This window comes from Alphaproteobacteria bacterium (assembly GCA_033344895.1).
In the GTDB taxonomy this organism is placed as follows: Bacteria; Pseudomonadota; Alphaproteobacteria; order UBA8366; family Aestuariispiraceae; genus Pacificispira.
The window spans coordinates 2,143,374-2,167,836 of record JAWPMN010000001.1; the positions used below are offsets into that span (position 1 = coordinate 2,143,374).

Sequence of the window (24,463 nt, forward strand, 5' to 3'; positions counted from 1 at the left end):
GTCCCTCAGCGTCCTCCACGAAACCTCTGAGCTCCCCGCGTTAGATCCGAAGCCTGCGATCAGGCGCTCCGGTACAGTTTTGTCATCACGAACTCGCGGTGCTTCAAGGCTTCGGCAGCCGTCAGGCGGCCGTTGCAGGTGCGGATCGTGATGTCGATCAGGGCGTCGCCGGCTTCGTCCAAAGTCATCTCCCCGCGCAGGATGCCGGAACAGTCCAGATCGACATGCTCACCCATCTCGCGCGCGGTCTTCGGGTTCGCGGTCAGCTTGATCACCGGTTCGATCGGGTTGCCGATGATGTTGCCCTGGCCGGTCGGGAACAGATGCACGGCGAAGCCTGCCGCCGCCTGCAGGGTGACGCATTCCGCCGCCGCCGAGGACGTGTCCATGAAGTAGAGGCCCGGGCCCTTGGCCGGCGCTTCGGCCGGCTCCAGGACGTCGATGAACTTCGTCTTCTTGCCGATCTTCTGCAGGTTACCGAAGGCTTTTTCCTCGATCGTGGTCAGGCCGCCGGCAATGTTGCCCGCCGTCGGCTGGCTTTCCGACAGGTCGGAGGTCTTATGCGGCTCGATGACCTCGTCCATATAGGCCTGCCAGGTCTTCATGAATTTCTCGCCCGCTTCCGGAGTCGCGGCGCGCTGGGCGCAGATTTCCTCGGCACCGGTCAGTTCCGACGTTTCCCCGAAACAGGTGTAGCAGCCCAGCGGATCGACCTTGTCGATGAAGTTACCGACAGTCGGGTTCGACGCCAGGCCGGAGGTCGTGTCGGATTCTCCACATTTTGTGGAAACCCAGAGTTCTCCAAGGTCGCAGGGCTCGCGTTGCAGTTCCGTTGCCCATTGCACGAATTCCTTCGCCTTGCGAGAGGCGGCGGCGACGCAGTTGATTTCACCCTGACCCTCGATCGCGAAACCTTCGACCGGTTTGCCGGTCTTGGCGATGCCCTCAACGATGCGTCCGGTCCATTTCGGTTCGATCCCGATGACGACTACGGCGGCAACATTGGGGTTGCTGCCGGTGCCGATCATGGTGCGGAAATGCAGGTCCAGATCCGCGCCGAATTGCAGGCGTCCGTAATGGTGCGGTAGGGCCAGACAGCCGTCGATATTGTTCGCCACCTTTTCGCAGGCGGCGTTCGACAGGTCGTCCAGCGGCAGGATCACGACATGATTGCGGATGCCGACCCGCCCGTTCTCGCGGCGGTATCCGTTGAAGCTGCGGGAAGCCATCGTTACCACCTCTTCGTTTTCAGGTTCTGGGTATGGACGTGGCCGCCCTTCTTCACGGCGGCGACGATCTTGCCGATGTCGTGCCCGTATTTCAGGACGGTGTCCCCGACGGACAGGTCGCCCAGCGCGATCTTGTGACCCAGCGGAATGGTGTCCAGGGATGTGACGGTCAGGCTCTCGCCCGTTTCCATCACCAGCCCCTTGAGGTCTTTTCCGGCCTCGGCTGTTTCAACCACGACAACGCCGACGGTATCCGCCGCGTCGTGGACCAGGAAATCCGGTCCCGCCATCGATGCGTCTCCTCGATAAGTGTTCCAACCCACTCTACAGGGCGATGGCTCAGGCTTAGCGTAACAAAACCGCGCGATACAGCGAGAAAATCTGCAATCTATCGAAAGCAATTCTTTCGAATGCCGGTCAGGCAACCTCGGTTGCTGGATTTGCGTGGGGGCGATCCCCGGCGGCACGCTCCAGCTCTTCGGTCAGGAGATCCAGCGGACGCGCCTTCATGCTGTCGCGACGCCGGATCAGGCCGATCGCTCTGGGGCGTGCCGTGGGGCCGAGCGGCAACCGGCGGACCCCGGCAGAGATCGGTTCCGGGACGCAATGTTCCGGGATGATGGACACGCCCAGTCCATGATGCACCATCATGGCGATCGCCTCCGGACGGTCGAGCTCCATGATTTCGCGGACGCGGATGTTGCGTGCCTGCAGCCAGTCGTCAATGTCCCGCCCGGTCCAGGCGCGCCGGGTGAAGCGGATGAAGGGGTGTGCCGAGAGAATGGATTCCGGGTCATCGCCACCGACTTCTTTCGGCACCAGCAGAACCAGAGGTTCCAGGGCGACCGCGTGGAAGGTCAGGTTGCCCGGCAGGCGCACCGGTTCCGAAATGATCGCCCCGTCCAGTGCGCCCCGGTCGACCTGGGTCATCAGTTCCGCCGACAGGTCCGGCGATACACGAAAATGCAGCAACGGATAGGTCTCGCGCATGCGCTTCAGAACCCGGGGCACCAATTCGGTCAGGGTGGTCGGGATGGCCCCCAGCACCAGTTCACCCGATGGCGCGTCCTCGTCCTGTGCGGACCGGATCATCGCGTCATAGGCGGCGACGACTTCCTTCGCCTTCGGCACCAGGGCATAGCCGTCGCGGTTCAGCTCCGGCGGGCGCTTGCGACGGTCGAAGATTTCCGTCCGCAGCTCCTCCTCCAGTTTCGCCATCTGCTGGCTGACGGCGGAGGGAGAGATCAGCATCATGTCCGCCGCGGCCGCGAAAGATCCACGTTCGGCGACGGCGATCAGGATGCGGAGACGGCGGATGGACATGATGGGACAACGCGGGCGTAAGGAACGATGAAGAACGTTACCCCATGCGAGCCCACAGGCAAATTTTTTCTAATTTTATGGCAGGTTGCCCGGTGCCGAATGGTCAGAAATCCGTCTTCGCGCCGCCTTCTTCCTTGCGCCGGGCAATGAAGGCCTGAAGCTCTTCGCGGATCGCCTCGTCAATCGGCGGTGCCTCGTATTCGCGCAGGATCTGCTTGTACAGATGGTGCGCCCGCTCATGCGCGGATTGAGCGCCGGCTTCGACCCAGGATTCGAAGTTTCGCCAGTCCGACAGGAAGGGATTGTAGAAGGCGTCGCGATAGCGGTCCTGCGTATGCTGGCAGCCGAAGAAATGCCCGTTGGGGCCGACCTCTCGGATCGCATCGACGGCCAGTTCGCCTTCATCCACCTTCACCGGTCGGTGATAGTACATCCATTGCTGGATCATCTCGCAATCGATGACGACCTTCTCGAAGCTGGCGCTCAACCCGCCTTCGACCCAGCCGGCCGCGTGGAAGATGACGTTGCAGTGGCCGCTGAGGACGCTGAACAGGGAGTTCTGGCTTTCCCAGACCGCCTGTCCGTCCGGCGCATTGGACGCGTTGGCATTCGAGCCACGCCAGGGCAGTCCGTAGAACCGGGCCATCTGCCCGGAAATCTGCATCGCACGCATGTATTCCGGCGTGCCAAAGGCAGGGGAGCCGGACTTCATGTCGACATTGGAGGTGAAAGCGCCCATCACGACGGGGGTACCCGGTCGAATTTCCTGCAACAGGGCGACGGCGGCCAACGCCTCCGCGATCTGCTGTACGACGGACCCGACGATGGTCACCGGTGCCATCGCGCCGGCCAGGGTGAAGGGCGCGATGATCACCGGCTGATTGCGCCGGGCCATCCGCATCGCGCCGTCCAGCATCGGCCAGTCATGCTTCAGCGGTGACGAGGAGTTGATGTTGGTGAACATCCGTGGCTTCGCCTCGAATTCCTCATGCGTGAGCCCGCCGCCGATACGCACCATCTCCATGGCGTCCTCAACCCGTTCAGGGCCCAGGGAATAGGCGTGCAGCACCTTGTCCGTCAGGGTCAGCAGGTCATAGACCGCATCCAGGTGGCGTACGGAGGCGTGGATATCGATCGGCTCGACCGGATAACCGCCATTGAAATTGATGCAGTTGAAGCTTTGCGACAGTCGCAGCAGGTCCTGATAGTCCTTGCGGTTGCCGACACGGCGCCCGCCGACGAGGTCCATGGAATTGGGCGGGCTGGCCACCATGCCGAACGCGGCCTTGCCATTGCCCCATTCGATCTCGCGCGCAGGGTTGCGCGGTGTGATCGTGAAGCTGGAAGGCGCCTTGGCGGTCTGGGCCATGATCCAGTCACGGTCGAAGCGGATGTTCTGACCGTTTGCCCCGACGGTGCAGCCCGCCTTGCGCAGAGTTTCCACCGCCTCGTCGTTCAGGAACTCGATCCCGATATCTTCCAGAACGCGCATCGCGGCGTCGTGGACCTTCTGCACCCCTTCCTCGTCCAAGGGATCGATCGGCCGATCGGCGAAGGTCAGCTGGCCCCAGGGCAACTGGTGCAGACCGGCCGCTGCGGCGGCGGACTGTTCGCGGTTCTGACGCCGGTTCGTGCGTCCGGGACGGGTTCGGGCCATGCAATGTCCTTTCGTTACGGCGGCGCGGGCGGCGGTCGGGGCTCAGATCGGGGGCGGTTACGCGGCGAGATCCAGCACGACCTTGCAGGCCTGTCCGGAGTTGAGCGCCGCGAATCCGTCCTCGAACTTCTCGAAGGGCAGACGATGCGTGATGACCGGTGTCACGTCCAGACCGGTCTGCAGCATGGCGACCATCTTGTACCAGGTCTCGAACATCTCCCGCCCGTAGACTCCCTTGAACTGCAGCCCCTTGAAGATGGCCGCCGTCATGTCGATTTCGACCGGCTTGGAAAACAGACCCAGCAGCGCGATCTTGCCGCCATGATTCATTGCGTTGATCATATCGGTCATCGCAGGTGCGGCACCCGACATCTCCAAACCGACATCGAAGCCTTCCGTCATGCCCAGATCGCGCATGACATCCTTCAGCGGCTCCTTGTCCGCGCGGACGCCGCGCGTCGCGCCCATGCTTTCGGCCAGACGCAGGCGGTCTTCGGAAAGATCGGTGACGACGACATGGCGGGCGCCGACATGGCGACAGACGGCGGCGGCCATCAGGCCGATCGGCCCGGCCCCGGTGATCAGCACATCCTCCCCCACCAGATCGTAGGACAGGGCCGTGTGCACGGCATTGCCCAGCGGGTCCAGTATGGCGACGACATCGTCGGGAATGTCTTCCGGCACGGCAAAGACGTTGTGTTCCGGAATGGTCAGAAGATCCGCGAAGGCGCCCTGGCGGTTGACGCCGACGCCAACCGTGTTGATGCACAGATGCTCCCGCCCGCCGCGGCAGTTGCGGCAGTGGCCGCAGACCAGATGCCCTTCACCGGAGACGCGCTGGCCGACCTTGACCAAGGTGACTTCCTCGCCAACGGCTTCAACGATGCCGCAGTATTCGTGGCCGACGATCATGGGGACGGGAATGGTCTTCTGCGCCCAGGAATCCCAGTTGTAGATATGCAGGTCGGTGCCGCAGATCGCGGCGCGCTGGACGCGGATCAGAACGTCGCGCGGTCCCGGTTTCGGGGCATCCGCGGATCCCATCCACAGGCCGGTTTCCCGCTTCGATTTATAGATCGCACGCATGGGGAGGTCCTTTCGATCTTCAGGAAACGAGCCCGAGGGCCCGGCCGACCTTGGTGAAGGCGTCGACGGCTCGGTTCAGTTGGTCCGGCGTATGAGCGGCCGACATCTGGGTCCGAATCCGTGCCTGCCCCTTGGGCACGACGGGATAGGAGAATGCGGTCACGTAGATCCCTTCCTCCATCAGGCCGGCGGCCAGTTTCGTCGCCAGGACGGCGTCCCCTGTCATGACCGGAATGATCGGGTGCTCGCCGGGCACCAGATCGAAGCCCTCCGAAGTCATGCCGGCGCGGAAGCGTTTGGCGTTTGCCCGTAGGCGGTCGCGCAGTTCCGCCCCCCCTTCCAGCAGGTCCAGCGCCGTGAGCGTCGCGGCGCAGATCGCCGGGGCGAGCGCGTTGGAAAAAAGGTAGGGCCGTGCCCGCTGGCGCAGCAGATCGACAACCGGTTTCGGCCCGGCGATGTACCCGCCGGACGCGCCACCCAGCGCCTTGCCGAAGGTGCCGCTGAGGATCTGAACGCGGTCGCTTACGCGGTGATGATCGGGCGTGCCTGCGCCGCGCCGACCCATGAAGCCCACGGCATGGCTGTCATCGACCATGACGGTGGCATCGTATTTTTCGGCCAAATCGCAAATCGCCGGCAGATTGGCGATGATACCGTCCATGGAGAAGACGCCGTCGGTGACGATCAGGCGCAGCTTGGCGTCCTGCGCTTCCTGCAGACGCGCTTCCAGCTCCGCCATGTCATTGTTGGCATAGCGCAGCCGCCGGGCCTTGCACAGTCGAACGCCGTCGATGATCGACGCATGGTTCAATGCGTCGGAAATGATGGCATCCTCCGGGCCCAGCAAAACTTCGAAGATTCCGGCATTCGCATCAAAGCAGGAGGAGAACAGGATTGCGTCCTCGGTGCGCAGGAATTCCGCCAGCCGCTTCTCCAGGGTCCGGTGCAGATCCTGCGTACCGCAGATGAATCGCACCGACGCCATGCCGAAACCGTGACTGTCCAGGGCTGCCTTCGCGGCCGCGATCAGGCGCGGATCGTCCGCCAGTCCCAGATAGTTGTTGGCGCACAGATTGATGACATGGCTCGCGCGGCCGTCATCCAGCGTGTCGATCTCGCTGGATTGGGGGCCGGTAATGGTGCGTTCGCGCTTGGTCAGTCCTTCGGCCTCGATCGCATCCAGGGCCGCCTGGGCGGCCGTCACCAGCGATTGTCCGATTGGCGCATGACTCATGATTTCCTCCGATATTTAATATCCAGGAATTCGTACAGGATAACGGAATATCGAGTCAATGGCGATTTGGGCCGTCCCTGTCGCAACAGCCTAACACGAATCTGAAATGGTGCCGATCAGTCGCGGTGGCCGAAAATCCCGGCCGGGTCCTTGTCCCCGTAGTAGCCCTTTACGCGATCATCCGCGATCCGTTCCGCCGATCGTCTGGACGGATCGCCATAACCACCGCCACCCGGTGTGCAGACGTCGATGATATCGCCGGGGCGCACCGTGATGTCCTGTTCTTTCGACAGGTGGGCCGGGACATGAACCGTGCCGTCGGCGAATTCGAACCGGACCCGGTTCGGACCGCCATCGGCTCCGCCCAGAACGCCCTGCGGACCGGTACGGCCGTGATCCATGACCATGGAGGCCCGGGCCTCGCCGCGTCGCACCCGGACGCGATAATTGATGCCGAATCCGCCGCGATGTTCCCCGGCGCCACCTGACCCTTCAGCCAGGGCGTAGCGCTCGAACAGGACGGGATAGTATTGCTCCAGCACCTCGATCGGCTGCGACTTTGAAATGCCGATGGTGGAACAGCCATTCGTCAGGCCATCGCCCCCGGCATGACCGCCATAGCCGCCCCCGGAAATGACATACATGACATAGGAACGGCCTTTCTCGGGATCGTGTCCGCCAAGGGCGAAATTGCCGCTGGATCCGGCCGGGGCGGCGAAAAGACGGTCGGGAATGGCCTTGGTCAGGGCGGCGAAAACCGCCTCGGCAATGCGCTGGCTGACCTCCGCCGCACAGCCCGATACCGGGCGCGGATATTCGGCGTAGAGGAATGTTCCCCGGGGATCGATGATCTTCAGTGGCTCATAGGTTCCGGCATTCAGCGGCACATTCGGGAAGACATGCTTGATCGCCAGATAGATCGAAGACCGGGTCGTCGCGATGACGCTGTTCATCGGCCCACGGCAGGGCGGGGACGACCCCGACATGTCGAAGGTCATCTCGTCACCGGCGACCGTGACCGACATGGCGATCTTCAGCGGTTCATCCACGACCCCGTCTGAATCGACGAAGGCCTCGCCGTAATAGGTGCCGTCGGGAACCTCCGCGATGGTGGCGCGCATCAGGCGTGCCGCGCGGTCACGCAATTCCTGGATCGCCCGGGCAACCGTATCCTTGCCATAGCGATCCAGCAGGGCGGTCAGCCGCTTGTCGCCAATCTTCAGGGCCGCGGCCTGGGCCTTGATGTCGCCGATGCGCTGATCGGCAATCCGGATGTTGGACTGGATGATCGCCAGTATCTCCGGATCCAGCTCGCCGCGCTTGAACAGTTTCACCGGCGGGATGCGCAGGCCCTCCTGTTCGACTTCCGTCGCGCGGGCGGAGAATCCGCCGGGGACCATGCCGCCGGTATCCGGCCAATGCCCGGTATTGGCCAACCAGCAGAACAGCTCGCCGTCATAGAAAAACGGCCGATAGAAGCGGACATCCATCAAATGGGTCCCGCCCAGATACGGGTCGTTGCAGATGATGACATCGTCCGGCTGCGGATCGGCGATACGCTCGATCACTGCCTGCGTGCCGTACTGCATCGTCCCGACAAAGACCGGCAGCCCCAGGTCGCCCTGTGCGATCAGGGCGCCGTCTTCGGCCGCATAGATTCCGTCGGACCGGTCCATGGCTTCAGCAATCACGGGGGAAAAAGCCGCGCGGCAAAAGGCGAGGTCCATCTCGTTACAGACCTGCTGCAAACCGTTCTGGATCACTCCCAGCGTGACCGGATCAAGTTCCTGGGTCATGCACCGTCTCCCGTTCCGACATGGACGATCAGGTTTCCGATATCATCTGCCTCCGCCCGCATGCCGGGGGACAGGACGATGGTGGTGTCGAGCTGTTCCACGATGGCCGGCCCTGCCAGGTCGGTGCCCGGCGGCAGGCTGGCCCGGGGCACGATCGGCGTGTCGGTCCAGCCGGTCTCGGCAAACCAGACCGGCCGTGTTGCGTCGCCCCGTGGGACAGGCGCATCCAGCAGAAGGCCCAGATCCAGCGCCGGGCGCGGGCCGATGACGGCGGTGTTCAGATTGACCAGGTTGGCCTTGATCTCCGGCAGCTTGACCTCGAACCGATCCCAGTAGACGGCCTCGAACGCGGCCTGCAGGTCCTCCCGCGTGACATCGGGCGACGCTACCGGGACGGACAGAAGATGGCTTTGCCCGATGAATTGCATGTCGGCGGTATGGATGGTCCGGACCTCGCCGGTTCCGGCGCCGTCCTGGGCCAGGCGGGTCTTCCCTTCCGTCACCTGATCGCTCAGCGTGCGGCGAACCAGATCCATGTCGACCCCGTCCAGCGGCCGATTGACCGTATTCACGAAATCATGGCGCAGGTCGGCGACGGCGCAGCCGAGGGCGTTGGTGATGCCCGGGCGGGCCGGAACCAACAGGGTGGGGATGCCCAGTTCACGGGCAATCGCACCGGCGTGCAGCGGCCCGGCGCCGCCGAAGGCGAACAGCGAGAAATCCCGCGGATCGTGTCCGCGACTCAGCGACACCATGCGGACCGCACCGGCCATGCGGTCGTCGGCGATTCGCAGAATGGCGGCGGCGGCCTCTTCCCAGCTGAGCCCCAGCGGCTCGCCGATGACCTCGCCGATCCGTGCCCGAATTGCCTCGATGTCGGGCGCACCCTCGACCGCCAGCAGCCTTTCATGGTTGAGGCGCCCCAGCGCCAGATTGGCGTCGGTGATCGTCGGCTGCGTGCCGCCGCGACCGTAGCAGATCGGGCCGGGCGTTGCGCCGGCGCTTTCAGGGCCGACGCGCAGCATGCCGCCGGCGTCGATCCGCGCGATCGATCCGCCCCCGGCGCCGATCGTATGCACGTCCACCATCGGCACATGGACGGGCATGGCGTATTCGATTTCCAACTCGCTCGACACCTGCGGCGTGCCGTCCTTGATCAGGCCGACATCGCAGGATGTCCCGCCCATATCGAAGGTGATCAGTGACGGCCTTCCTGCGGCCTCACCGGTCCGCGCCGCCGCCATGACGCCGGAGGCCGGGCCGGACATCACCGTGTTCACAGCCATGCGGCAAATCGCCTCGGAAGAGACCGTGCCGCCATTGCCCTGCATGACCAGCAGATCGCGCTCGTAGTCGCGTCCGCGCAACCCGTCCAGCAGGCGGGCCAGATACCGCTCCAGGATCGGCTGCACCGACGCATTCACGGCCGCGGTGACACCGCGTTCATACTCCCGAAACTCCGACAGGACCTCATGCCCTGCCGTAACGTACTGATTGGGCCACACCTTTAGGGCGATTGCCTTTGCCCGCTGCTCATGGGACGGGTCGCGATAGGCGTGCAGGAAATGAATCAGCAGAGACTCGCACCCCATGTCGCGCAACGCCTCGGCAGCCTTTCGCACCGCCTCTTCGTCCAACGGGGTGACAATGTTCCCGTCGACATCCAGACGCTCCGGCACTTCCAGCCGCAATTCACGTGGTATCAGGGGGAGGAAGCTGCCGGTCAGGCCATAGGCGCTGGGCCGGGTCCGGCGGCCGAGTTCCAGGATGTCTCTGAATCCCGCTGTCGTGATCAGGCCGGTTTTCGCCAGCTTGCGTTCCAGCAATGCGTTGGTGGTGGCTGTCGTGCCGTGCACGATCCCGTCGATGGAATTGATCCCGACTTCTACTTTGTCGAGCGCTGAGAGAACGCCGGCCGACTGGTTCTCGACCGTGGTCGGTACCTTTGCGATCCGTGCGCTGTTTGTTGCTTCATCCAAGAGAATCAAATCGGTGAATGTGCCGCCGACATCGCAACCAACGATCCTGACCATCGTCCTGTCCTGTTATGTATTATGATTTGGAGAAACCCTGACACTGCTACGGATCAGGGTCAATTCATTCGTATACAAACAAACTGCGCCGTTTAACTTTTTTTACATTTTCTGCATCCTTCATAGGAGGGAGATCAGAATGGTCGAATTGGGAGACCGATAAAAATGTTGAATGGTAAGGTTGAGGAAACGCGGGACAGACGGGACGAAAAGGACAGGTTGCTGGAAATCGAGCGATTGTCGTTCTGGCAGCGGCGCGAGTTGCTGACCCTCGCCGACGCGCTGCAGGGCGAGGTCGACGGAACCACGGTCGAGATCGAGGCACAGTCCGACGAGCTCGTCGAGGTATCAGGGGATATCGCCGGCACGCTGGTTCGGATCGAAACCCTGACCCAGCGGCTGACTGGCGATGCGACCTCCGCATCGAACAACGTGAATGCCGTTGCGGCCGCCACGGAGGAACTGGCGGCGTCCGCGTCAGTCATTGAGGATCAGGTTGGACGAACCCGCGATCAGGCCCGCAAGGCGGTGGGTGAAACCCAGAATGCGCGCGACATCATTCAGACCTTGTCGGAGGCGTCGACAAAGATCGGCGATGTCGTGAAACTGATTCAGAACATTGCCAGCCAGACCAACCTTCTGGCGCTGAATGCTACGATCGAGGCCGCGCGGGCCGGGGAGGCCGGCAAGGGGTTCGCCGTCGTTGCGAACGAGGTCAAGACACTGGCCGGACAGACCGCTGACGCGACCAAGGACATCTCGGAACAGGTCGAGGAAATTCAGGAAGTCAGCAATTCCGTGGTTCGGGCGATTGCAAGCATCGCCGAAGCCATCGGGGCGGTCGAGGAATATTCCGAGGAATCCACCAACGTCGTGTCCCAGCAGCAGGAGGCGATTGCGGAGATCGGGCGCAACGCCCAGGAAGCCGCCGTCGGCACCGCATCGCTGAGCGAGGCCGTGCTGGAAGTTTCCTCCGAGGTCGAGAGCGCATCGGGGCAGGCGGTCACGCAGAAGGAACTGGCGCAGAAGGTACACGAGCGCCTGGAGGACCTGCGCAGCCGGCTGCGAACCGCGATTGCCGATACCAAGGAGCGGAAGTCGACCCGGTTGCCCCGGGTGCCGGTCGACCTGTACGGAATGCTGTCTCTGGAAAGCGGTGATCATGCCGTCACAATCCGCGACCTGCGTCGCGAAAGTGCGCGTGTTCTGCCAGCGGAGGGGACTTCGTTACCGCCGGGAGCGGAGGGGAGCCTGTCCCTGCCGGCCCTGGGGCGGATCGGGATCACCCTGTCGTCAGAGGATGCGACGAGGGCCACCTTCCGGTCCAGCGAGGCTGACCGGATCGACGCGTTCATGGAGAGCTATATCGCCATGGACCAGCCATTCATCGATGTCTGCACCCGCACCGCTGCCGCGATCAGTGCCCGGTTCGAACAGGCGGTGCAGGCCAATGAGATATCGATGGAGGATCTGTTCGACAGAAACTACCGAGAGGTCGCCGGTTCCAATCCTTTGCAGCATGTGACGGCCTACAATGCCTTTACCGACAAGGTCCTGCCTGAATTCCAGGAGCCGGTGCTGAATTTCGACGAACGGGTCGCCTTCTGCGCGGCGGTGGACGAGAACGGCTATCTGCCGACCCATAACAACAAATACTCAAAGCCGCAGAAGCCCGACGATCCGGTATGGAACGCCGCGAACTGCCGAAACCGCCGGATTTTCTCAGACCGAACCGGGCGCGCCGCCGGGGCCAACAAGCAGGACTTCCTCGTGCAGAGCTATCTGCGCGATATGGGCGGCGGCACATTCGTGCTGATGAAGGATTTGACCGTTCCCATCAAGGTGCGTGGTCGGCAATGGGGCAACCTGCGGCTCGGGTACAAGCCGTAGACGTTCGGTCGGTCAACGCCAATTGGTGCGTTTTGGGATACAATGAATTTCTAGCGACCCACTTTGTTCACTCAGGGGGCGTAGCTATCTGTGCTCAATCATGCGGCGGGAAGCCTGCATGGACGAAATGCACAGCTACGAGACAACTGGGGAACTTTGAAATGTCCGACTTCACCACTGATACCAAGCGGTTCATCCCGCTCGCCAAACCAATCACCGACGTTCTGTCGCCGTATATGGAACCGCTGCTGCGTGTCACGACCGGCCTGCTGCTGGTCCCGCACGGCTACGGCAAGCTGTTCGGCGGCGGGCTGGAAGGAACGGCGCAATTCTTTGAAAGCGTTGGGTTCACGCCTGGCTACCCGCTGGCACTGTTCGTGGCTTTGGTCGAGTTTTTCGGCGGTTTGGCACTGGCGGCCGGGTTCCTGACCCGTCCGGTTGCCGCCCTGATCGTCGGTTTCATGGCCCAGGCGACGCTGTTCCACGCCGGAAACGGGTTCTTCTGGTCGGATGGCGGATACGAGTTCCCGCTGTTCTGGACCGTGGCGGCCCTGGTCTTCCTGGTGCGCGGCGGCGGCAAGCTCTCCGTCGACCGGGCCATCGGCCGCGAGTTCTGATCGGCGGCCACCGGTATCGGTCTATCGCGCGGCGGAAGGGCCTTCCTTTCCGCCGCGCAATTCTTTCAGGCACCACAGCGCGGCGCAGAAACTGATCGCCGCGCCGGCCTGATGCATCACGGCAAGCGGCAACCAGATCACGCTGAGCAGCGTCAGAATACCGAGGCAGATCTGGAAAAAGACCGCGACGGTCAGAATGTTGACCGACAGTCGCACCCGCATCGGCAACTCGATGAACCAGGACCAGAGCCATAGGGCGAAGACGGTCATCGCGGTCAGATAGGCCAGCAGGCGATGGTTGAACTGCACGGCTTCCAGGGTCTCGAAAAGACTGGCCCAGCCAAAGCGATCGTCCCAGTAACCTTCCGGGAACCATTGACCGCCCATGGTCGGCCAATCGTTGTAAATGAACCCCGCATTCTGACCGGCGACCAGTGCGCCATAAAGAATGGTGAAGAACATGACCGCGTGGGCATAGGCGCCCAATCGCCGGAAGCCCCGCGGCACTGCTCGGCGTCCCGGCTCGACGGGACACAACAGGCCATGGATCAGCCAGACCGTATATCCGAGAATGAAGAACGCCATGCCGAGATGGATGGCCAGGCGATACTGGCTGACCTCGACCCGGTCGACGAAACCGCTCTGTACCATCCACATGCCGATCACGCCCTGAAGGCCGCCCAAGATCAGCAACGCCCAGAGATGCGGCTTGTAGCCCGCCGGAATCTGCCGGCGCAGCAGGAACCAGAAAAAGGGCAGGGCATAGACCAGCCCGATCAATCGCCCCCAAAGCCGATGGAACCATTCCCAGAAGAAGATGTCCTTGAACTCCGCCAGGGTCATCTTCGAATTCATCAGCGCATATTGCGAGGTCTGCTTGTAGAGCGCGAAGACCCGCTCCCACTCCGTTTCGTTCAGCGGCGGAAGGGCGCCGATCAGCGGACGCCATTCCACCATGCTGAGACCGCTTTCGGTCAGGCGCGTGATGGCCCCGATGATCATCATTGCAAAGACCATGAAGGCGGTGGCGCAGAGCCACAGGCCGACGGCGCGCGGCCGGGCGGAGGGGGAAAGCGTTTCTGTCATGGAACGCTAGATACCGCGCGGCACGCGGTTGGGAAAGCGCGACCGGGCGTCGCGGCGGGAGATTTGGTATAGTCCTGTTTCAGGAGGCTGGGGAACCGGGGAAACGGCGGAATGGGGACGATGCAAAAGGCAACGAAGGAAACGGTTCCGGCAACGCGGGCCCTGGTCGTCCTCCTTGCAGTGTGTCTGCTCGCCGCCTGCCAGACGGCCAGCCTCAAGACCGCCGCCAGCCACGATCCGGCAAATGGCATCATTGCCTTCCGGTTCGTATCCAATGGCCCGGGACCGATTGCGTATCAGGATCCCTGGGACTTCGCGATCATCGAAGAGACGACGACAGGGGAGACATTCACCCTGACCGACGTAACCGACGGGCTTTCGAGATCGGCGCTCTACATCGGTTCGGTGCCACCGGGGGAGTACCGGTTGTCGTCCTTTGCGGGAACCATCTCCAATGCCACCGGCACGCCCAACGACTCCTTCGGGCGCTTCGCGATAGAGGCCCGCCGCATCACCTATCTGGGGTCGATCGTCGAAGTGGTGACGGGGCCGCGGGTCGACGTCCTCTCGAGATACCGGACGTCCTACCTGACCTATGATCCGACGCCGGTCGCGGAAGGGCTGCCGGAGGTGCTGCAGGCCCTTTATCCCGGCCTGTCCGATGTTGCGATGAGGCCGGACAGCTATCTGGGCTGGAGCGAGGCCCATGTTCCGCCGGTCATATCGCAGGGATTATACGACGAAGTTCGTGACGGCAGTCTGGGGCTCCTCGCGCCGACGGAGCTATCCGATGGACGCATCGCCTTTGGAACGTTGCTGGGCCAGATCCGCTTCTGGCACCCGGAGCACGGGTGGAGCCGCGTCGATCTGGGTGTGAACCGGTCCGTCGAGGCGATTGTCGAGATCGTACCTGGCGCCCTGCTGGTCGGCGGCGAGATGGGGATGCTCAGGATCTCGCCGGATATGGGGAAGGCCTGGGCCCAGATCCGGTCGCCGATTCCCTACGGCGTGGTGCGGGACATCCACAAGATGCCCGATGGCGGGGTCTATCTGACGCATTATCGCGACACCCGGTTCACGTTGCTTCGATCCGATATCAATCTGAATCAATGGGAGCCGGTTCAGTCCTTCCAATTCGCCGCCCCCGGGCGGTTTTATGGCAGTACGCCGCAGCGCCTGCGTACGCATCGCATCGGGTCGCTGTTGCTGACGACGCTGCCGCAGTCGCGTCTGGCCGTTTACGATACGGAAACGGGCCGGTCGGAGGTCCGTGACATGCCGGGACCGGTCAGCCGGGCGCGGGCCTCCCGGGACGGCAGGCTGCGCGGCATCTTCGAACGTTTCATCGTCTGGAATCCCTATCTGACCGCTGATGGCGGCGTTACCTGGGAATCGGACACGATCAGCCGGTCGACGCATATGCCCGCCTTCCGGGATGAAAGTCATGGCGCGGCCCTGGAAATGGAATCCGGTCTGACCGAGGGGTGGACCTATCTGACGCGCACGAAGGATGGTGGAAGCACGTGGCAGCGCGGCCCGAAAATGCCCAATCCCTTCCTGACCTGGATCGACTACGCCGCCGACGGCAGCCTGCTTTATGCAACCGATCAATTGGGAGAGTTCTATTACAGCAGGGATGGTGGTGAGACCTGGAAACACGATCCGGTTCCATCGCTGATGATCGACCTGATCGGTTTCTAGCGCGGTCAGGTATCCGTGCAGGTGCCAGGGGTTGAAGTCCGGCTGCCGTGACACTTTCTGAACTTCGGAAAACCCGCCCTGAATGTGGAGACCGGCATGGCGTTGAGGCTGCGCACCGCGCGCGTTGAAGACCGGGACGAACTGATTGAATTGCAGCGACGTGCCTCGCATGCGAATCCGGAGGATCGGGAGGCGATTCTGGCGCATCCGGACGCCATCGACATTCCACCCGGACAGTTCGAGGCCGGCAATGTCATCGTCGCGGAAGAGGGCGGCGCGGCGCTGGGGTTTGCGGCGATGTTCGTGCGCCCGGACGGTCAGGTCGAACTGGACGGGTTGTTCGTGGATCCGGACCACTGGAAGGCCGGGATCGGTCGCGCCCTGATCCGCGCCGCTGAAACCCGGGCCCGGGAACACGGTGCGAATAGCCTGCATGTCATCGGCAATCGCGACGCCGGAGGTTTCTACACTCGCGTCGGGTTCAAGGCGCTTGGCGAGATTCCAACCCGTTTCGGATCGGGCCGTCGCTTTATGCGCGACCTATCGGGGCGTTAGCCTTCGAGTTCTCCAACCGTCCGAGTGTTGCCGGAATCCAGCGCCGTCTGGCACATTTCCAGATGGAGGCGCCCGCCTGTGGTGTAGGGATGCGCGGCAATGACCTCGTCGTTCAGTTCCAGCCCCAGACCCGGCTCCGTCGGTGCCGGCATGTACCCGGCTTCCCAGGCCAGCGGCTTCCTGACGACCGCGGCGTGGAAGTCCGTCAGGATGGATTCCAGAATCAGGAAGTTCGGCGTTGCAAAAGCCAGATGCGCGGCTGCCGCATGGGCGACAGGCCCGCAATAGATGTGGGGGGCGATCTGCGCGTTGAAGGCCTCCGCCAGGATCGCGATCTTCTTCGTTTCCCAGATACCGCCGCTGCGGCCGATATCCGGCTGCAGGATCGACACACCGGCTTTCAGGGCCTGGTGAAACTCGATCTTGGTGGTCAGGCGCTCACCGGTGGAAACCGGGATGGAGGTCGCCGCTGCGACCTTGCCGATACCCTCCATCTGGTCCGGGGGGCAGGGTTCCTCGAACCACAGGGGATCGTAAGGCTCCAGACGCCTCGCCAGCCGGATCGCCGATGAAGTGGTCATTTGACCGTGGGTTCCGAACAGGATGTCCGCCCGGTCGCCGACGGCTTCCCGGATCGCCTTCACGTTGGCCTCACTGCGGCTCAGCTCCGTCATGGAAAGCTCTCGGCCGCCCTGAAAGCTGTAGGGGCCGGCCGGGTCCTGCTTGATAGCGGTGAAGCCGAATTCGACATAGTTCAGTGCCGCCTCCGCGGCAGCTGCAGGGTCGTGATAGCAATCGCCCGTGCCGGCGCCGTTCCAGACCATGTCCGGCGGCGACAGATGCTTCGGATAGAGATAGCTGTAGGTTCGGATACGGTCATGGAAGCGGCCGCCGATCAGGTTGTGGATCGGCTGCTCGTGCGCCTTGCCCAGAATATCCCAGACCGCGATTTCCAGGCCGCTGAAGACGCCCATCATGGTGACGTCTGGGCGTTGGGTGAACCCCGCGGAATAGACCCGCCGGAACAGGGTCTCGACCCGATGCGGGTCTTCACCGGCGAAGAAGCGTTCGAACGTGTCTTCCACCATGCGGCAGGCAATGTCGCCCGAAACTGGAATGCCATAGCATTCGCCGATGCCCTGGATACCGGTGTCCGTCGTCAGCCGCACGAAAACCCAGAACGACCCGCCGATCCCGGTCGGCGGCACGGTGACGAACGTTTCGATATCCTTGAGCTTCATGGTGCCTCGGCTCCGTTCCCGACCTTGTTTGCGCGCACGGTAACAGACCCAGTGCGACCGGCAAGCCGCGATCGCCGGCCCGATTGAATTTGTTGGTGCTGTGGTGGTTGCATCCGAGAGCCATCACGGCGATGAGCGCCGCTGCTGAGGCCGAAGACCGGAATGGTCCGTCGAAGCAATGCGCGATTACTGATCAGATCAATGCAATGATCTTGGCTTCTGACGAGAGAGGCGTCTTGCGCGACTGCGTGAGGACGGAAGCCCGGTCCCGCTGGATTTCTCAGGACATCAGTCGCGATACGCTCGCCCACCCAGGGGGTGTCCGAAACAGTCGCTGCAAGACCTGAAAGCATGTGACAGAACAGTCTGGCCCCACGACAAGAACCTCGATGTCTGACGTTATATGGCGATGATTCCATCAGAATAAAAAATCCGAATTCAATGTCGCGACCAGTAACAATTTGCGGTAATATATGATTCCGACTTGAATTTATTGTCGTGGAGGTAGCATTGAAGCTAAAATATCTCCTTATACTTATATTTGTGTTGCTGTCTTGCATACCTCTTTTCGTCGGCCTTCAGTATCTGAACCAGACGGCCGGTGCGCATTATCGCGCACTCTTTGAGGACCATCTTTCGTCGCTGTCCCTGATCGCCAAGAAACGCGTCCTGGCGACGGTAGAGCGGTTCAAAGACAATACGGCCCTGGTTTCCAGCCGCACCCAGATGCGTATCAGCCTGGGCCGTTGGAACCAGGACGGCGATCCCGTGCATGTCACAAAAATTCGCCAGATCCTGAATGACGCCAAGCACGGTCTGTCTCAGATCAAGGAGATACAGGTCTACGACCGTCAGGGCGTATTCGTGGCTGGCAGCGGAGCCGATCCAGACGGGGAACTGGCGCTCGATCCCCGTTCGGCGAAGGAAACGATCACCCTGCAGCGCGCCGGATCGGACATCGTTCTGGTCAGCACGGCACCCTTGATCCTGAACCACGAGACCGTCGGTTTCATTCGGTTGGAATTCTATTCGAACTTCCTGACGGATATGGTCCGGGATCGATCGGGGCTGGGCGAAACGGGAGAGTGGCTGGTCGCGGTGCGTGACGAGAACGGTGACGCGTTGTTTGCCGTGCCGCTGAAATATGATCACGCGGCAGCCTTCAACCGAACGGTGTCGAAGGAACGATTGGACGTCCCGATCACCCAGGCCCTGCTGGGCAATGAGCGTCTGATGGCCAATGCGCCGGACTATCTGGAAACGCCCGTCATGGCGTCCACGCGCTACATTCCCGGGCTCGACTGGGGGCTGGTGGCAAAGGTCAACGAGGCGGAGGTCAGCAGCCTCGTCAGCCGGAACGACACGCTGATCCTGGTTGCCGAAGTGATCATTATTGTGGTCGCGATATGTGTCGGTGTGTTGCTGTCGGTTTTCGTGTCCGGGCCGATCGAGAAGTTGAGGGCCCATACGTCGAAGGTTGCCAAGGGGCGCTTTGACCCACCCCCGGAGCTTGGCGGCTGGCGGGAGGTGAAGGATCTGGCGACGCATTTCGCCTTCATGGTGCAGGCGCTCAAGGAGTTGAATGAGTCGCTTCAGGCCAAGGTCGAGGAACGTACCCGGGAACTCAACGATGCGAACCGGATGCTGGAGAATCTGGTAACGGAAGATCCGCTCACCGGTCTGCGGAACCGTCGCCATTTCGATGAACGCTACGCTCAGGAGTTCGGCCGCGCGAAACGACATGCGCATGACCTGACAGTGGTCATGCTGGACCTCGATCACTTCAAGTCGGTGAACGACACCTATGGTCATTCGACGGGGGACGAAGTCCTGAAACGCGTGGCGTCGCATCTGAAATCGACAATCCGTGACTCCGATATCCTGGCCCGCCTCGGCGGGGAGGAGTTCTGTCTCGCCCTGCCGGAAAGTGCCGAGGCGTCCTGCATGAGCTTCCTGGAACGGATCCGCGGCGAAATCGCCGATATGGAATTTGCCGCCGACGGGAAGGTATTTCGCGTTACCTGCAGTTTCGGCGTCGCGGGTTTGGACGCGGACGTGGAGAGCAAGGACATATTGCTGGAAAGGGCCGATGCCGCGCTCTACCACGCCAAGCAGTCCGGGCGGAACCGGGTCGTTCGCCATGGCGAAGTCGCCGAGATTTCCAACGGATAGGCCGGTAATCGATTGTCTGCCTTGCGGTGGATTCGGTCCGGGGGACCGGCCCCACCGGGGCGGTCCGTCACAAGGATTGCCAGTTGCGGTCGCCGGCCCTATTTTGCGCGCCATTCCGGGCGCGCGATGAAGCCGCCCCTGCTCGAATCGAAATCCAGACATGACCGATCAAAGCCGCATTCGTAACTTCTCCATCGTCGCCCATATCGACCACGGCAAATCGACCCTGGCCGATCGGCTGATTCAGCTGTGTGGCGGGCTGACCGACCGGGAGATGAAGGAACAGGTGCTCGATTCCATGGATATCGAGCGCGAGCGCGGGATCACGATCAAGGCGCAGACCGTGCGTCTGCTTTATACGGCCAAGGACGGCATCCAATATACGCTGAACCTGATGGACACGCCCGGCCATGTCGACTTCTCCTATGAGGTCAGCCGGTCGCTTGCCGCCTGCGAAGGCGCGCTGCTGGTGGTTGACGCCTCCCAGGGGGTCGAGGCGCAGACCCTGGCCAACGTCTATCTGGCACTGGACAACGACCTGGAAATCCTGCCGGTCCTGAACAAGATCGACCTGCCCGCCGCGGAGCCCGAACGCATCAAGCGGCAAGTGGAGGACGTCATCGGGCTCGACTGTTCCGAGGCGCTGGAAATCTCTGCCAAAAGCGGGCTTGGGGTCAACAATCTGTTGGAAGCGATCGTTCAGCGCCTGCCGCCGCCGCCCAGGGAAGACCCGGCCGCACCGCTGCGCGCCATGCTGGTCGACAGCTGGTACGATGCCTATCTGGGTGTCGTCACCCTGGTTCGTGTGGTCGAAGGCACGATCAAGAAGGGCCAGAAAATCCGCATGCTCTCCACCGGCGCGGCCCATGACGTCGACCGGGTCGGGGTGTTCACGCCGAAGGGGCTGGTGGTCGACAGTCTCGGTCCGGGCGAAATGGGCTTCATCACCGCCGGCATCAAGGCCGTGGCGGATTGCAAGATCGGGGATACGATCACGGAGGAAAAGCGGCCCACGGACCGGCCGCTGCCGGGCTTCAAGCCGACCGTGCCTGTCGTGTTCTGCGGCCTGTTCCCGGTCGATGCCTCGGATTTCGAGGCGTTGCGCGACGCCATGTCGAAGCTGGCGCTGAACGATTCCAGTTTCCATTCGGAAATGGAGACCTCTGCGGCGCTGGGCTTCGGCTTCCGCTGCGGTTTCCTGGGCCTGCTGCATCTGGAAATCATCCAGGAGCGGCTGAATCGCGAATACGATCTCGACCTGATCTCCACGGCACCGTCGGTGGTCTATCAGATCTCGTTGAACAACGGTGATCGGATCGACCTGCACAATCCGGCCGACTTCCCGGACGTGACCCATATCGACACGATCGAGGAACCCTGGATCAAGGCCACGATCCTGGTGCCGGACGAGTTCCTGGGCCCGGTCCTGACGCTGTGTACCGAAAAGCGCGGGGAACAGCGCGAACTGACCTATGTCGGCAACCGCGCCATGGTGGTTTACGACCTGCCGCTGAACGAGGTCGTGTTCGACTTCTACGACCGTCTGAAATCGGTGAGCCGCGGCTATGCCAGCTTCGATTACGAGATGACCGGATATCGTGAAGGCGATCTGGTCAAGGTCTCGATCCTGATCAACGGCGATCCGGTCGATGCGCTGGCCATGATCGTGCACCGCAGCCAGGCGGAATACCGCGGCCGCCACATCTGTTCGCGCCTGAAGGACCTGATCCCGCGGCAGCTGTTCAAGGTCGCGCTGCAGGCGGCGATTGGCGGCAAGGTGATCGCGCGCGAGACGCTGGGGGCGCTGCGCAAGGACGTGACCGCGAAATGCTACGGCGGCGACATCACGCGAAAGCGCAAGCTGCTGGAGAAGCAGAAGGAAGGGAAGAAGCGCATGCGGCAGTTCGGCAAGGTCGAAATCCCGCAATCCGCCTTCCTGGAAGCCCTCAAGATGGGGGATAACTGATCGCTGCTGGCCGGCGTCGGCAGGCGTCAGCCCTAGTTGAAGCCTCCGGTCCTACGCCGGCGGCTTCGACCCAGGTAAATCAGGATGCCGCCGGCGATCAGCAATGCGATGACGGCCCAGAGTATGGCCTCCCAGGCCGGCCGCTGGAGATAGGGCAGCACGCTGTCGAACCAGAACCGGTCGAGACCGAGATGGCGCTGGATGATGACCTGGGCGTAGTTCAGGGTGAACTGGCTGGTCTCGAACCAGACCTGCCCCGCCTTGTCCGTGGCGCGCCCGTCCAGCCAGATATAGATGCCCAGTCCCAGCAGGAAGAGGGCGAGAAGCGTGAACAGCCGGCCAAGAAAGCGAAGGACGGCCATGCGGCGCCTCCCATGGTAAGGTCTTGATTCGGCAAGGACCCTATCATGATTTATTCCGCAAACCAAAGTCCCGGATTTCGATCGAATTTCGACCGGAAATCGGCCGGAAGCGGCGGTCATTTTTCGGCATTCCGCCTCTTGCCCGCCGGGAAAGCATTGGGTATGTTCCGCCGCCTTCAAAAAGGCGCCGCATCCCGCAAGCCGGGATGACGATCCGGAGAGATGGCCGAGCGGTTTAAGGCGCACGACTGGAAATCGTGTTGGGGTGGAAGCCCCTCGGGGGTTCGAATCCCCCTCTCTCCGCCAGTGCCTCGAATGATCATTTGCGATCCTAGCGCTGCAGTAGACGGACTTTGGTGACCTCCTGTGGCGGCACAGAAACCCGATGCAGGAGTAATCGTGAATGGGGGCGCTCGGAACCCATCTTGTCGTCCTGCAGCGCGACACCGTCCATTTCAGGCGATGGGTGACAAATGATCTAACCTCTTTCCGAGGTTTGGGGCGCCCTATCAACCATCGACCCGACCATTGCCAGGCGACGAACGCTCTCGAGTGCCGGCTGACGATGGATTTGGAATCGGCAGTTCTGAGATCATCCCAAACGAGATGTTAATCGAGCGCGCTCAACGTGTTGGGGCTAGGTCTTTGGCGACGGTTGTCGGGAAACTGGCCGGCATGAACGCGGCATGAATACAGGCAGGTAAATGCATTGGTCCGGGGACCATTTCCCGCGGGCCGACGCCTGAAAAGGTTTGTTTCCTGGGCAAGCAGCCCAAAAGGCTGAGGGCATCCGATCCGGAACTCGCACCCTTTCAGGTGCTCCCTCGGCTCCGTACGCGCGCACTTCGCTGCTCGTTTGTCTGGACGCTTGCGACCGCGGCATTCACTCACCCGGAGTTTCCCACATGTTTCTATGCAATCCAGGCGCACCAAGGGTCACGTTGGGATCAGTTCGGTCGAGCATCATCGACCTGGGGCATCACTGAATCGGATCAGAAAGCCCGCCTCTGGCGAGTGCAGGCCACCGTGACAGGCTCGGAGGCGGTTTTACGCGATGAGTTGTCGCAGCCCACTTCGATCCTGGAAGTCGCTGTGCGGCGCGGGCCCTGCCCTCCTACCGGCACGAATCCTCTGGGGGGTAAGCCCTGACATCGGCAAGGATACGCCGCAGCGAAGAGAATTTACGGCGCCGCAATTCATGCTAATTCTTTCGATGCCGCGATGGCTTGCAACCAATGAAAGGACGTCTTGAATGGTGCGCCGGCTCACTCCCTGGGAAGAGGCCAATCCTGTTGCCTATCAGAGGCAGCAGGAGCAACAGATGCAGAATTTTCATCAGGCTCAGACACTGCTGTTCGACACGATGATGCTTTACGGTCGGAATCTGGACGCATCCCGTCAAATTCTGTTGCAGGACCGCAGTGCGGCGAAGAAGGGTATCTCCGAAGCCTTCGGGAAGTGGGTGGCTTCACTGGATTTTTTCCTGCAGGTGTTCGGTGATTCCCGCCGCATCCCCAAAAAATATCAGGATCTTTACACGGAGGTGTATGAAGTCCTGCGGCCCCGGTCACACTGGCACCAGCTCGGCGCTGCGCGCGATCCTTGGCTTGCCGCACCGTATGATTCGACATACTGCGGAGTGCATATCTTCAACATTCCCGCAAACAACTGGTCCGGCAAAAGGCGGTTGATCTTGAACCCCAAAGAGGCGACGCCCGGATTCATCAAGGGCTACAATCAGGTCTACGATCAGCTGATGGGAAACCCGACCATCGCCGCAAGCGCCAAGCGTATCAAACGGCTCGACGTGAACTGACGCCAGAGCACACCAACCGGTTTCCGGTGTCGAAATGCCGACCAGGCGCGGCGTTCCGAACCATCAAGGGCTTGGTGACCCCGAATGCATTCTGAATGGCGATCCCCGGATCGTCCGCCCCTGGTTGTCGGCCGTCGGCGGTGGAGGGCCCTGGCAACCTGCCCGACCTCAATTGAACCTGTAATGCAGTCTCACACAGCCTTTGTCGATTTCCTTGGCGCTGACGAGGGTCGGGCTGGCCCGATATCCGGTCAAAGGGAAGAGCGGTTTCCCGCCGCCGACCAGTTCGGGAATGACGTAGATTTCGATCTCGTCCAGTGCGCCGCGTTCCAGGAACGCCATTTGCAGCTTTCCGCCGCCCAGCATCCAGATGTCGCCGTCGTCCAACCCACGGAGTTCCGCAATCAGGGCGTCGACATTCTGGCGTGTCTGCAGCGCCCCTTTCGAATCTTCGATGGGCCGCGATGTGACGACAATGACGCGCTGCCCGCCATAAGGCCAAGGCGAGGGATCTCTGTCGATGAAATCATAGGTGCCGCGGCCCATGACCACCGTTCCGATGCGTTCGAGAAACGCATGATGGTCATGCTCGCCCATTTCCATGCCGTCGTACTTGAAGAGCCAGTCGAGGTTATCCCCCTCTGCGGCGATCATGCCATCTAGGCTGGCGGCGATATAGCCGAGAATGCGCGCCAAGAT

The 24,463-nt window shown here is 62.1% G+C and carries 19 protein-coding genes and 1 tRNA gene; 8 read left to right on the plus strand and 12 right to left on the minus strand.

From position 1 onward, the window contains the following. Positions 1-59: 59 nt before the first annotated feature. The 8 genes from R8L07_10500 to R8L07_10535 all read right to left on the minus strand — a co-directional run bounded on the left by R8L07_10500 (position 60) and on the right by R8L07_10535 (position 10,358). A complete protein-coding gene (locus R8L07_10500) occupies positions 60-1,229 on the minus strand; it encodes a UxaA family hydrolase (GenBank protein ID MDW3205958.1) in 1,170 nt (389 codons plus the stop codon). Between the two features lie 2 nt (positions 1,230-1,231). Continuing rightward, positions 1,232-1,519 carry a UxaA family hydrolase gene (locus R8L07_10505; GenBank protein MDW3205959.1) on the minus strand — a complete coding sequence of 96 codons (288 nt, stop codon included), beginning with the start codon at positions 1,517-1,519 and terminating at the stop codon, positions 1,232-1,234. A gap of 127 nt (positions 1,520-1,646) precedes the next feature. Next, entirely contained in the window at positions 1,647-2,552 is a 906-nt protein-coding gene (locus tag R8L07_10510) for a LysR family transcriptional regulator (protein ID MDW3205960.1), read from the minus strand. A gap of 103 nt (positions 2,553-2,655) precedes the next feature. Further along, entirely contained in the window at positions 2,656-4,209 is a 1,554-nt protein-coding gene (locus R8L07_10515; GenBank protein MDW3205961.1) for a trimethylamine methyltransferase family protein, read from the minus strand. Between the two features lie 57 nt (positions 4,210-4,266). Beyond that, complete coding sequence (gene tdh, locus R8L07_10520) at positions 4,267-5,295, minus strand: L-threonine 3-dehydrogenase (GenBank protein MDW3205962.1); 1,029 nt, start codon at positions 5,293-5,295, stop codon at positions 4,267-4,269. Positions 5,296-5,314: 19 nt separating this feature from the next. After that, positions 5,315-6,529, minus strand: coding sequence for a glycine C-acetyltransferase (locus tag R8L07_10525; GenBank protein ID MDW3205963.1), 1,215 nt, complete (start codon positions 6,527-6,529; stop codon positions 5,315-5,317). A 116-nt stretch (positions 6,530-6,645) separates the two neighbouring features. Then, positions 6,646-8,325, minus strand: coding sequence for a hydantoinase B/oxoprolinase family protein (locus tag R8L07_10530; protein MDW3205964.1), 1,680 nt, complete (start codon positions 8,323-8,325; stop codon positions 6,646-6,648). Continuing rightward, positions 8,322-10,358 carry a hydantoinase/oxoprolinase family protein gene (locus R8L07_10535; protein ID MDW3205965.1) on the minus strand — a complete coding sequence of 679 codons (2,037 nt, stop codon included), beginning with the start codon at positions 10,356-10,358 and terminating at the stop codon, positions 8,322-8,324. The genes R8L07_10530 and R8L07_10535 overlap by 4 nt, the downstream gene beginning before the upstream one ends. A 165-nt stretch (positions 10,359-10,523) precedes the next feature. Between R8L07_10535 and R8L07_10540 the strand changes: the two genes are divergently transcribed. After that, entirely contained in the window at positions 10,524-12,248 is a 1,725-nt protein-coding gene (locus R8L07_10540; GenBank protein ID MDW3205966.1) for a methyl-accepting chemotaxis protein, read from the plus strand. A 161-nt stretch (positions 12,249-12,409) separates the two neighbouring features. Next, positions 12,410-12,865: a DoxX family protein gene (locus tag R8L07_10545; GenBank protein MDW3205967.1), complete on the plus strand. Its 456-nt coding sequence runs from the start codon at positions 12,410-12,412 to the stop codon at positions 12,863-12,865. A gap of 21 nt (positions 12,866-12,886) precedes the next feature. Here the strand turns inward: R8L07_10545 and R8L07_10550 are convergent, their stop codons facing one another. Then, positions 12,887-13,951: a COX15/CtaA family protein gene (locus R8L07_10550; protein ID MDW3205968.1), complete on the minus strand. Its 1,065-nt coding sequence runs from the start codon at positions 13,949-13,951 to the stop codon at positions 12,887-12,889. Between the two features lie 111 nt (positions 13,952-14,062). On the opposite strand from R8L07_10550, the gene R8L07_10555 reads away from it, so the two are divergent. Beyond that, positions 14,063-15,652 (plus strand): hypothetical protein, encoded by a 1,590-nt coding sequence (locus R8L07_10555; protein ID MDW3205969.1) that lies wholly within the window; start codon positions 14,063-14,065, stop codon positions 15,650-15,652. A 96-nt stretch (positions 15,653-15,748) separates the two neighbouring features. Then, positions 15,749-16,207: a GNAT family N-acetyltransferase gene (locus tag R8L07_10560; protein MDW3205970.1), complete on the plus strand. Its 459-nt coding sequence runs from the start codon at positions 15,749-15,751 to the stop codon at positions 16,205-16,207. On the opposite strand, the gene R8L07_10565 is transcribed toward R8L07_10560, so the two are convergent. Next, on the minus strand, positions 16,204-17,448 hold the full coding sequence (locus R8L07_10565; GenBank protein ID MDW3205971.1) for a mandelate racemase/muconate lactonizing enzyme family protein: 1,245 nt from the start codon (positions 17,446-17,448) through the stop codon (positions 16,204-16,206). The genes R8L07_10560 and R8L07_10565 overlap by 4 nt on opposite strands. Before the next feature lie 546 nt (positions 17,449-17,994). Between R8L07_10565 and R8L07_10570 the strand changes: the two genes are divergently transcribed. Both R8L07_10570 and lepA read left to right on the plus strand, forming a co-directional pair. Continuing rightward, the gene (locus R8L07_10570; GenBank protein ID MDW3205972.1) at positions 17,995-19,620 is read left to right on the plus strand and encodes a diguanylate cyclase; all 1,626 of its coding nucleotides are present in this window, start codon (positions 17,995-17,997) and stop codon (positions 19,618-19,620) included. A 160-nt stretch (positions 19,621-19,780) separates the two neighbouring features. Further along, positions 19,781-21,586: a translation elongation factor 4 gene (gene lepA, locus R8L07_10575; GenBank protein MDW3205973.1), complete on the plus strand. Its 1,806-nt coding sequence runs from the start codon at positions 19,781-19,783 to the stop codon at positions 21,584-21,586. A gap of 32 nt (positions 21,587-21,618) precedes the next feature. On the opposite strand, the gene R8L07_10580 is transcribed toward lepA, so the two are convergent. Then, complete coding sequence (locus R8L07_10580; protein MDW3205974.1) at positions 21,619-21,948, minus strand: hypothetical protein; 330 nt, start codon at positions 21,946-21,948, stop codon at positions 21,619-21,621. A gap of 216 nt (positions 21,949-22,164) precedes the next feature. On the opposite strand from R8L07_10580, the gene R8L07_10585 reads away from it, so the two are divergent. Together R8L07_10585 and R8L07_10590 are read left to right on the plus strand one after the other, a co-directional pair. Next, positions 22,165-22,254 (plus strand) — tRNA-Ser (locus R8L07_10585). Between the two features lie 946 nt (positions 22,255-23,200). After that, positions 23,201-23,764, plus strand: coding sequence for a hypothetical protein (locus R8L07_10590; GenBank protein ID MDW3205975.1), 564 nt, complete (start codon positions 23,201-23,203; stop codon positions 23,762-23,764). A gap of 168 nt (positions 23,765-23,932) precedes the next feature. On the opposite strand, the gene R8L07_10595 is transcribed toward R8L07_10590, so the two are convergent. Further along, on the minus strand, positions 23,933-24,460 hold the full coding sequence (locus tag R8L07_10595) for a dihydrofolate reductase family protein (GenBank protein MDW3205976.1): 528 nt from the start codon (positions 24,458-24,460) through the stop codon (positions 23,933-23,935). Positions 24,461-24,463: the final 3 nt, after the last annotated feature.

Bases quoted from the DNA above. Each gene is read 5' to 3' on its own strand.
- R8L07_10500 (MDW3205958.1), bottom strand. From the start codon at position 1,229: ATGGCTTCCCGCAGCTTCAACGGATACCGCCGCGAGAACGGGCGGGTC.
- R8L07_10505 (MDW3205959.1), bottom strand. From the start codon at position 1,519: ATGGCGGGACCGGATTTCCTGGTCCACGACGCGGCGGATACCGTCGGC.
- R8L07_10510 (MDW3205960.1), bottom strand. From the start codon at position 2,552: ATGTCCATCCGCCGTCTCCGCATCCTGATCGCCGTCGCCGAACGTGGA.
- R8L07_10515 (MDW3205961.1), bottom strand. From the start codon at position 4,209: ATGGCCCGAACCCGTCCCGGACGCACGAACCGGCGTCAGAACCGCGAA.
- tdh (MDW3205962.1), bottom strand. From the start codon at position 5,295: ATGCGTGCGATCTATAAATCGAAGCGGGAAACCGGCCTGTGGATGGGA.
- R8L07_10525 (MDW3205963.1), bottom strand. From the start codon at position 6,529: ATGAGTCATGCGCCAATCGGACAATCGCTGGTGACGGCCGCCCAGGCG.
- R8L07_10530 (MDW3205964.1), bottom strand. From the start codon at position 8,325: ATGACCCAGGAACTTGATCCGGTCACGCTGGGAGTGATCCAGAACGGT.
- R8L07_10535 (MDW3205965.1), bottom strand. From the start codon at position 10,358: ATGGTCAGGATCGTTGGTTGCGATGTCGGCGGCACATTCACCGATTTG.
- R8L07_10540 (MDW3205966.1), top strand. From the start codon at position 10,524: ATGTTGAATGGTAAGGTTGAGGAAACGCGGGACAGACGGGACGAAAAG.
- R8L07_10545 (MDW3205967.1), top strand. From the start codon at position 12,410: ATGTCCGACTTCACCACTGATACCAAGCGGTTCATCCCGCTCGCCAAA.
- R8L07_10550 (MDW3205968.1), bottom strand. From the start codon at position 13,951: ATGACAGAAACGCTTTCCCCCTCCGCCCGGCCGCGCGCCGTCGGCCTG.
- R8L07_10555 (MDW3205969.1), top strand. From the start codon at position 14,063: ATGGGGACGATGCAAAAGGCAACGAAGGAAACGGTTCCGGCAACGCGG.
- R8L07_10560 (MDW3205970.1), top strand. From the start codon at position 15,749: ATGGCGTTGAGGCTGCGCACCGCGCGCGTTGAAGACCGGGACGAACTG.
- R8L07_10565 (MDW3205971.1), bottom strand. From the start codon at position 17,448: ATGAAGCTCAAGGATATCGAAACGTTCGTCACCGTGCCGCCGACCGGG.
- lepA (MDW3205973.1), top strand. From the start codon at position 19,781: ATGACCGATCAAAGCCGCATTCGTAACTTCTCCATCGTCGCCCATATC.
- R8L07_10580 (MDW3205974.1), bottom strand. From the start codon at position 21,948: ATGGCCGTCCTTCGCTTTCTTGGCCGGCTGTTCACGCTTCTCGCCCTC.
- R8L07_10590 (MDW3205975.1), top strand. From the start codon at position 23,201: ATGGTGCGCCGGCTCACTCCCTGGGAAGAGGCCAATCCTGTTGCCTAT.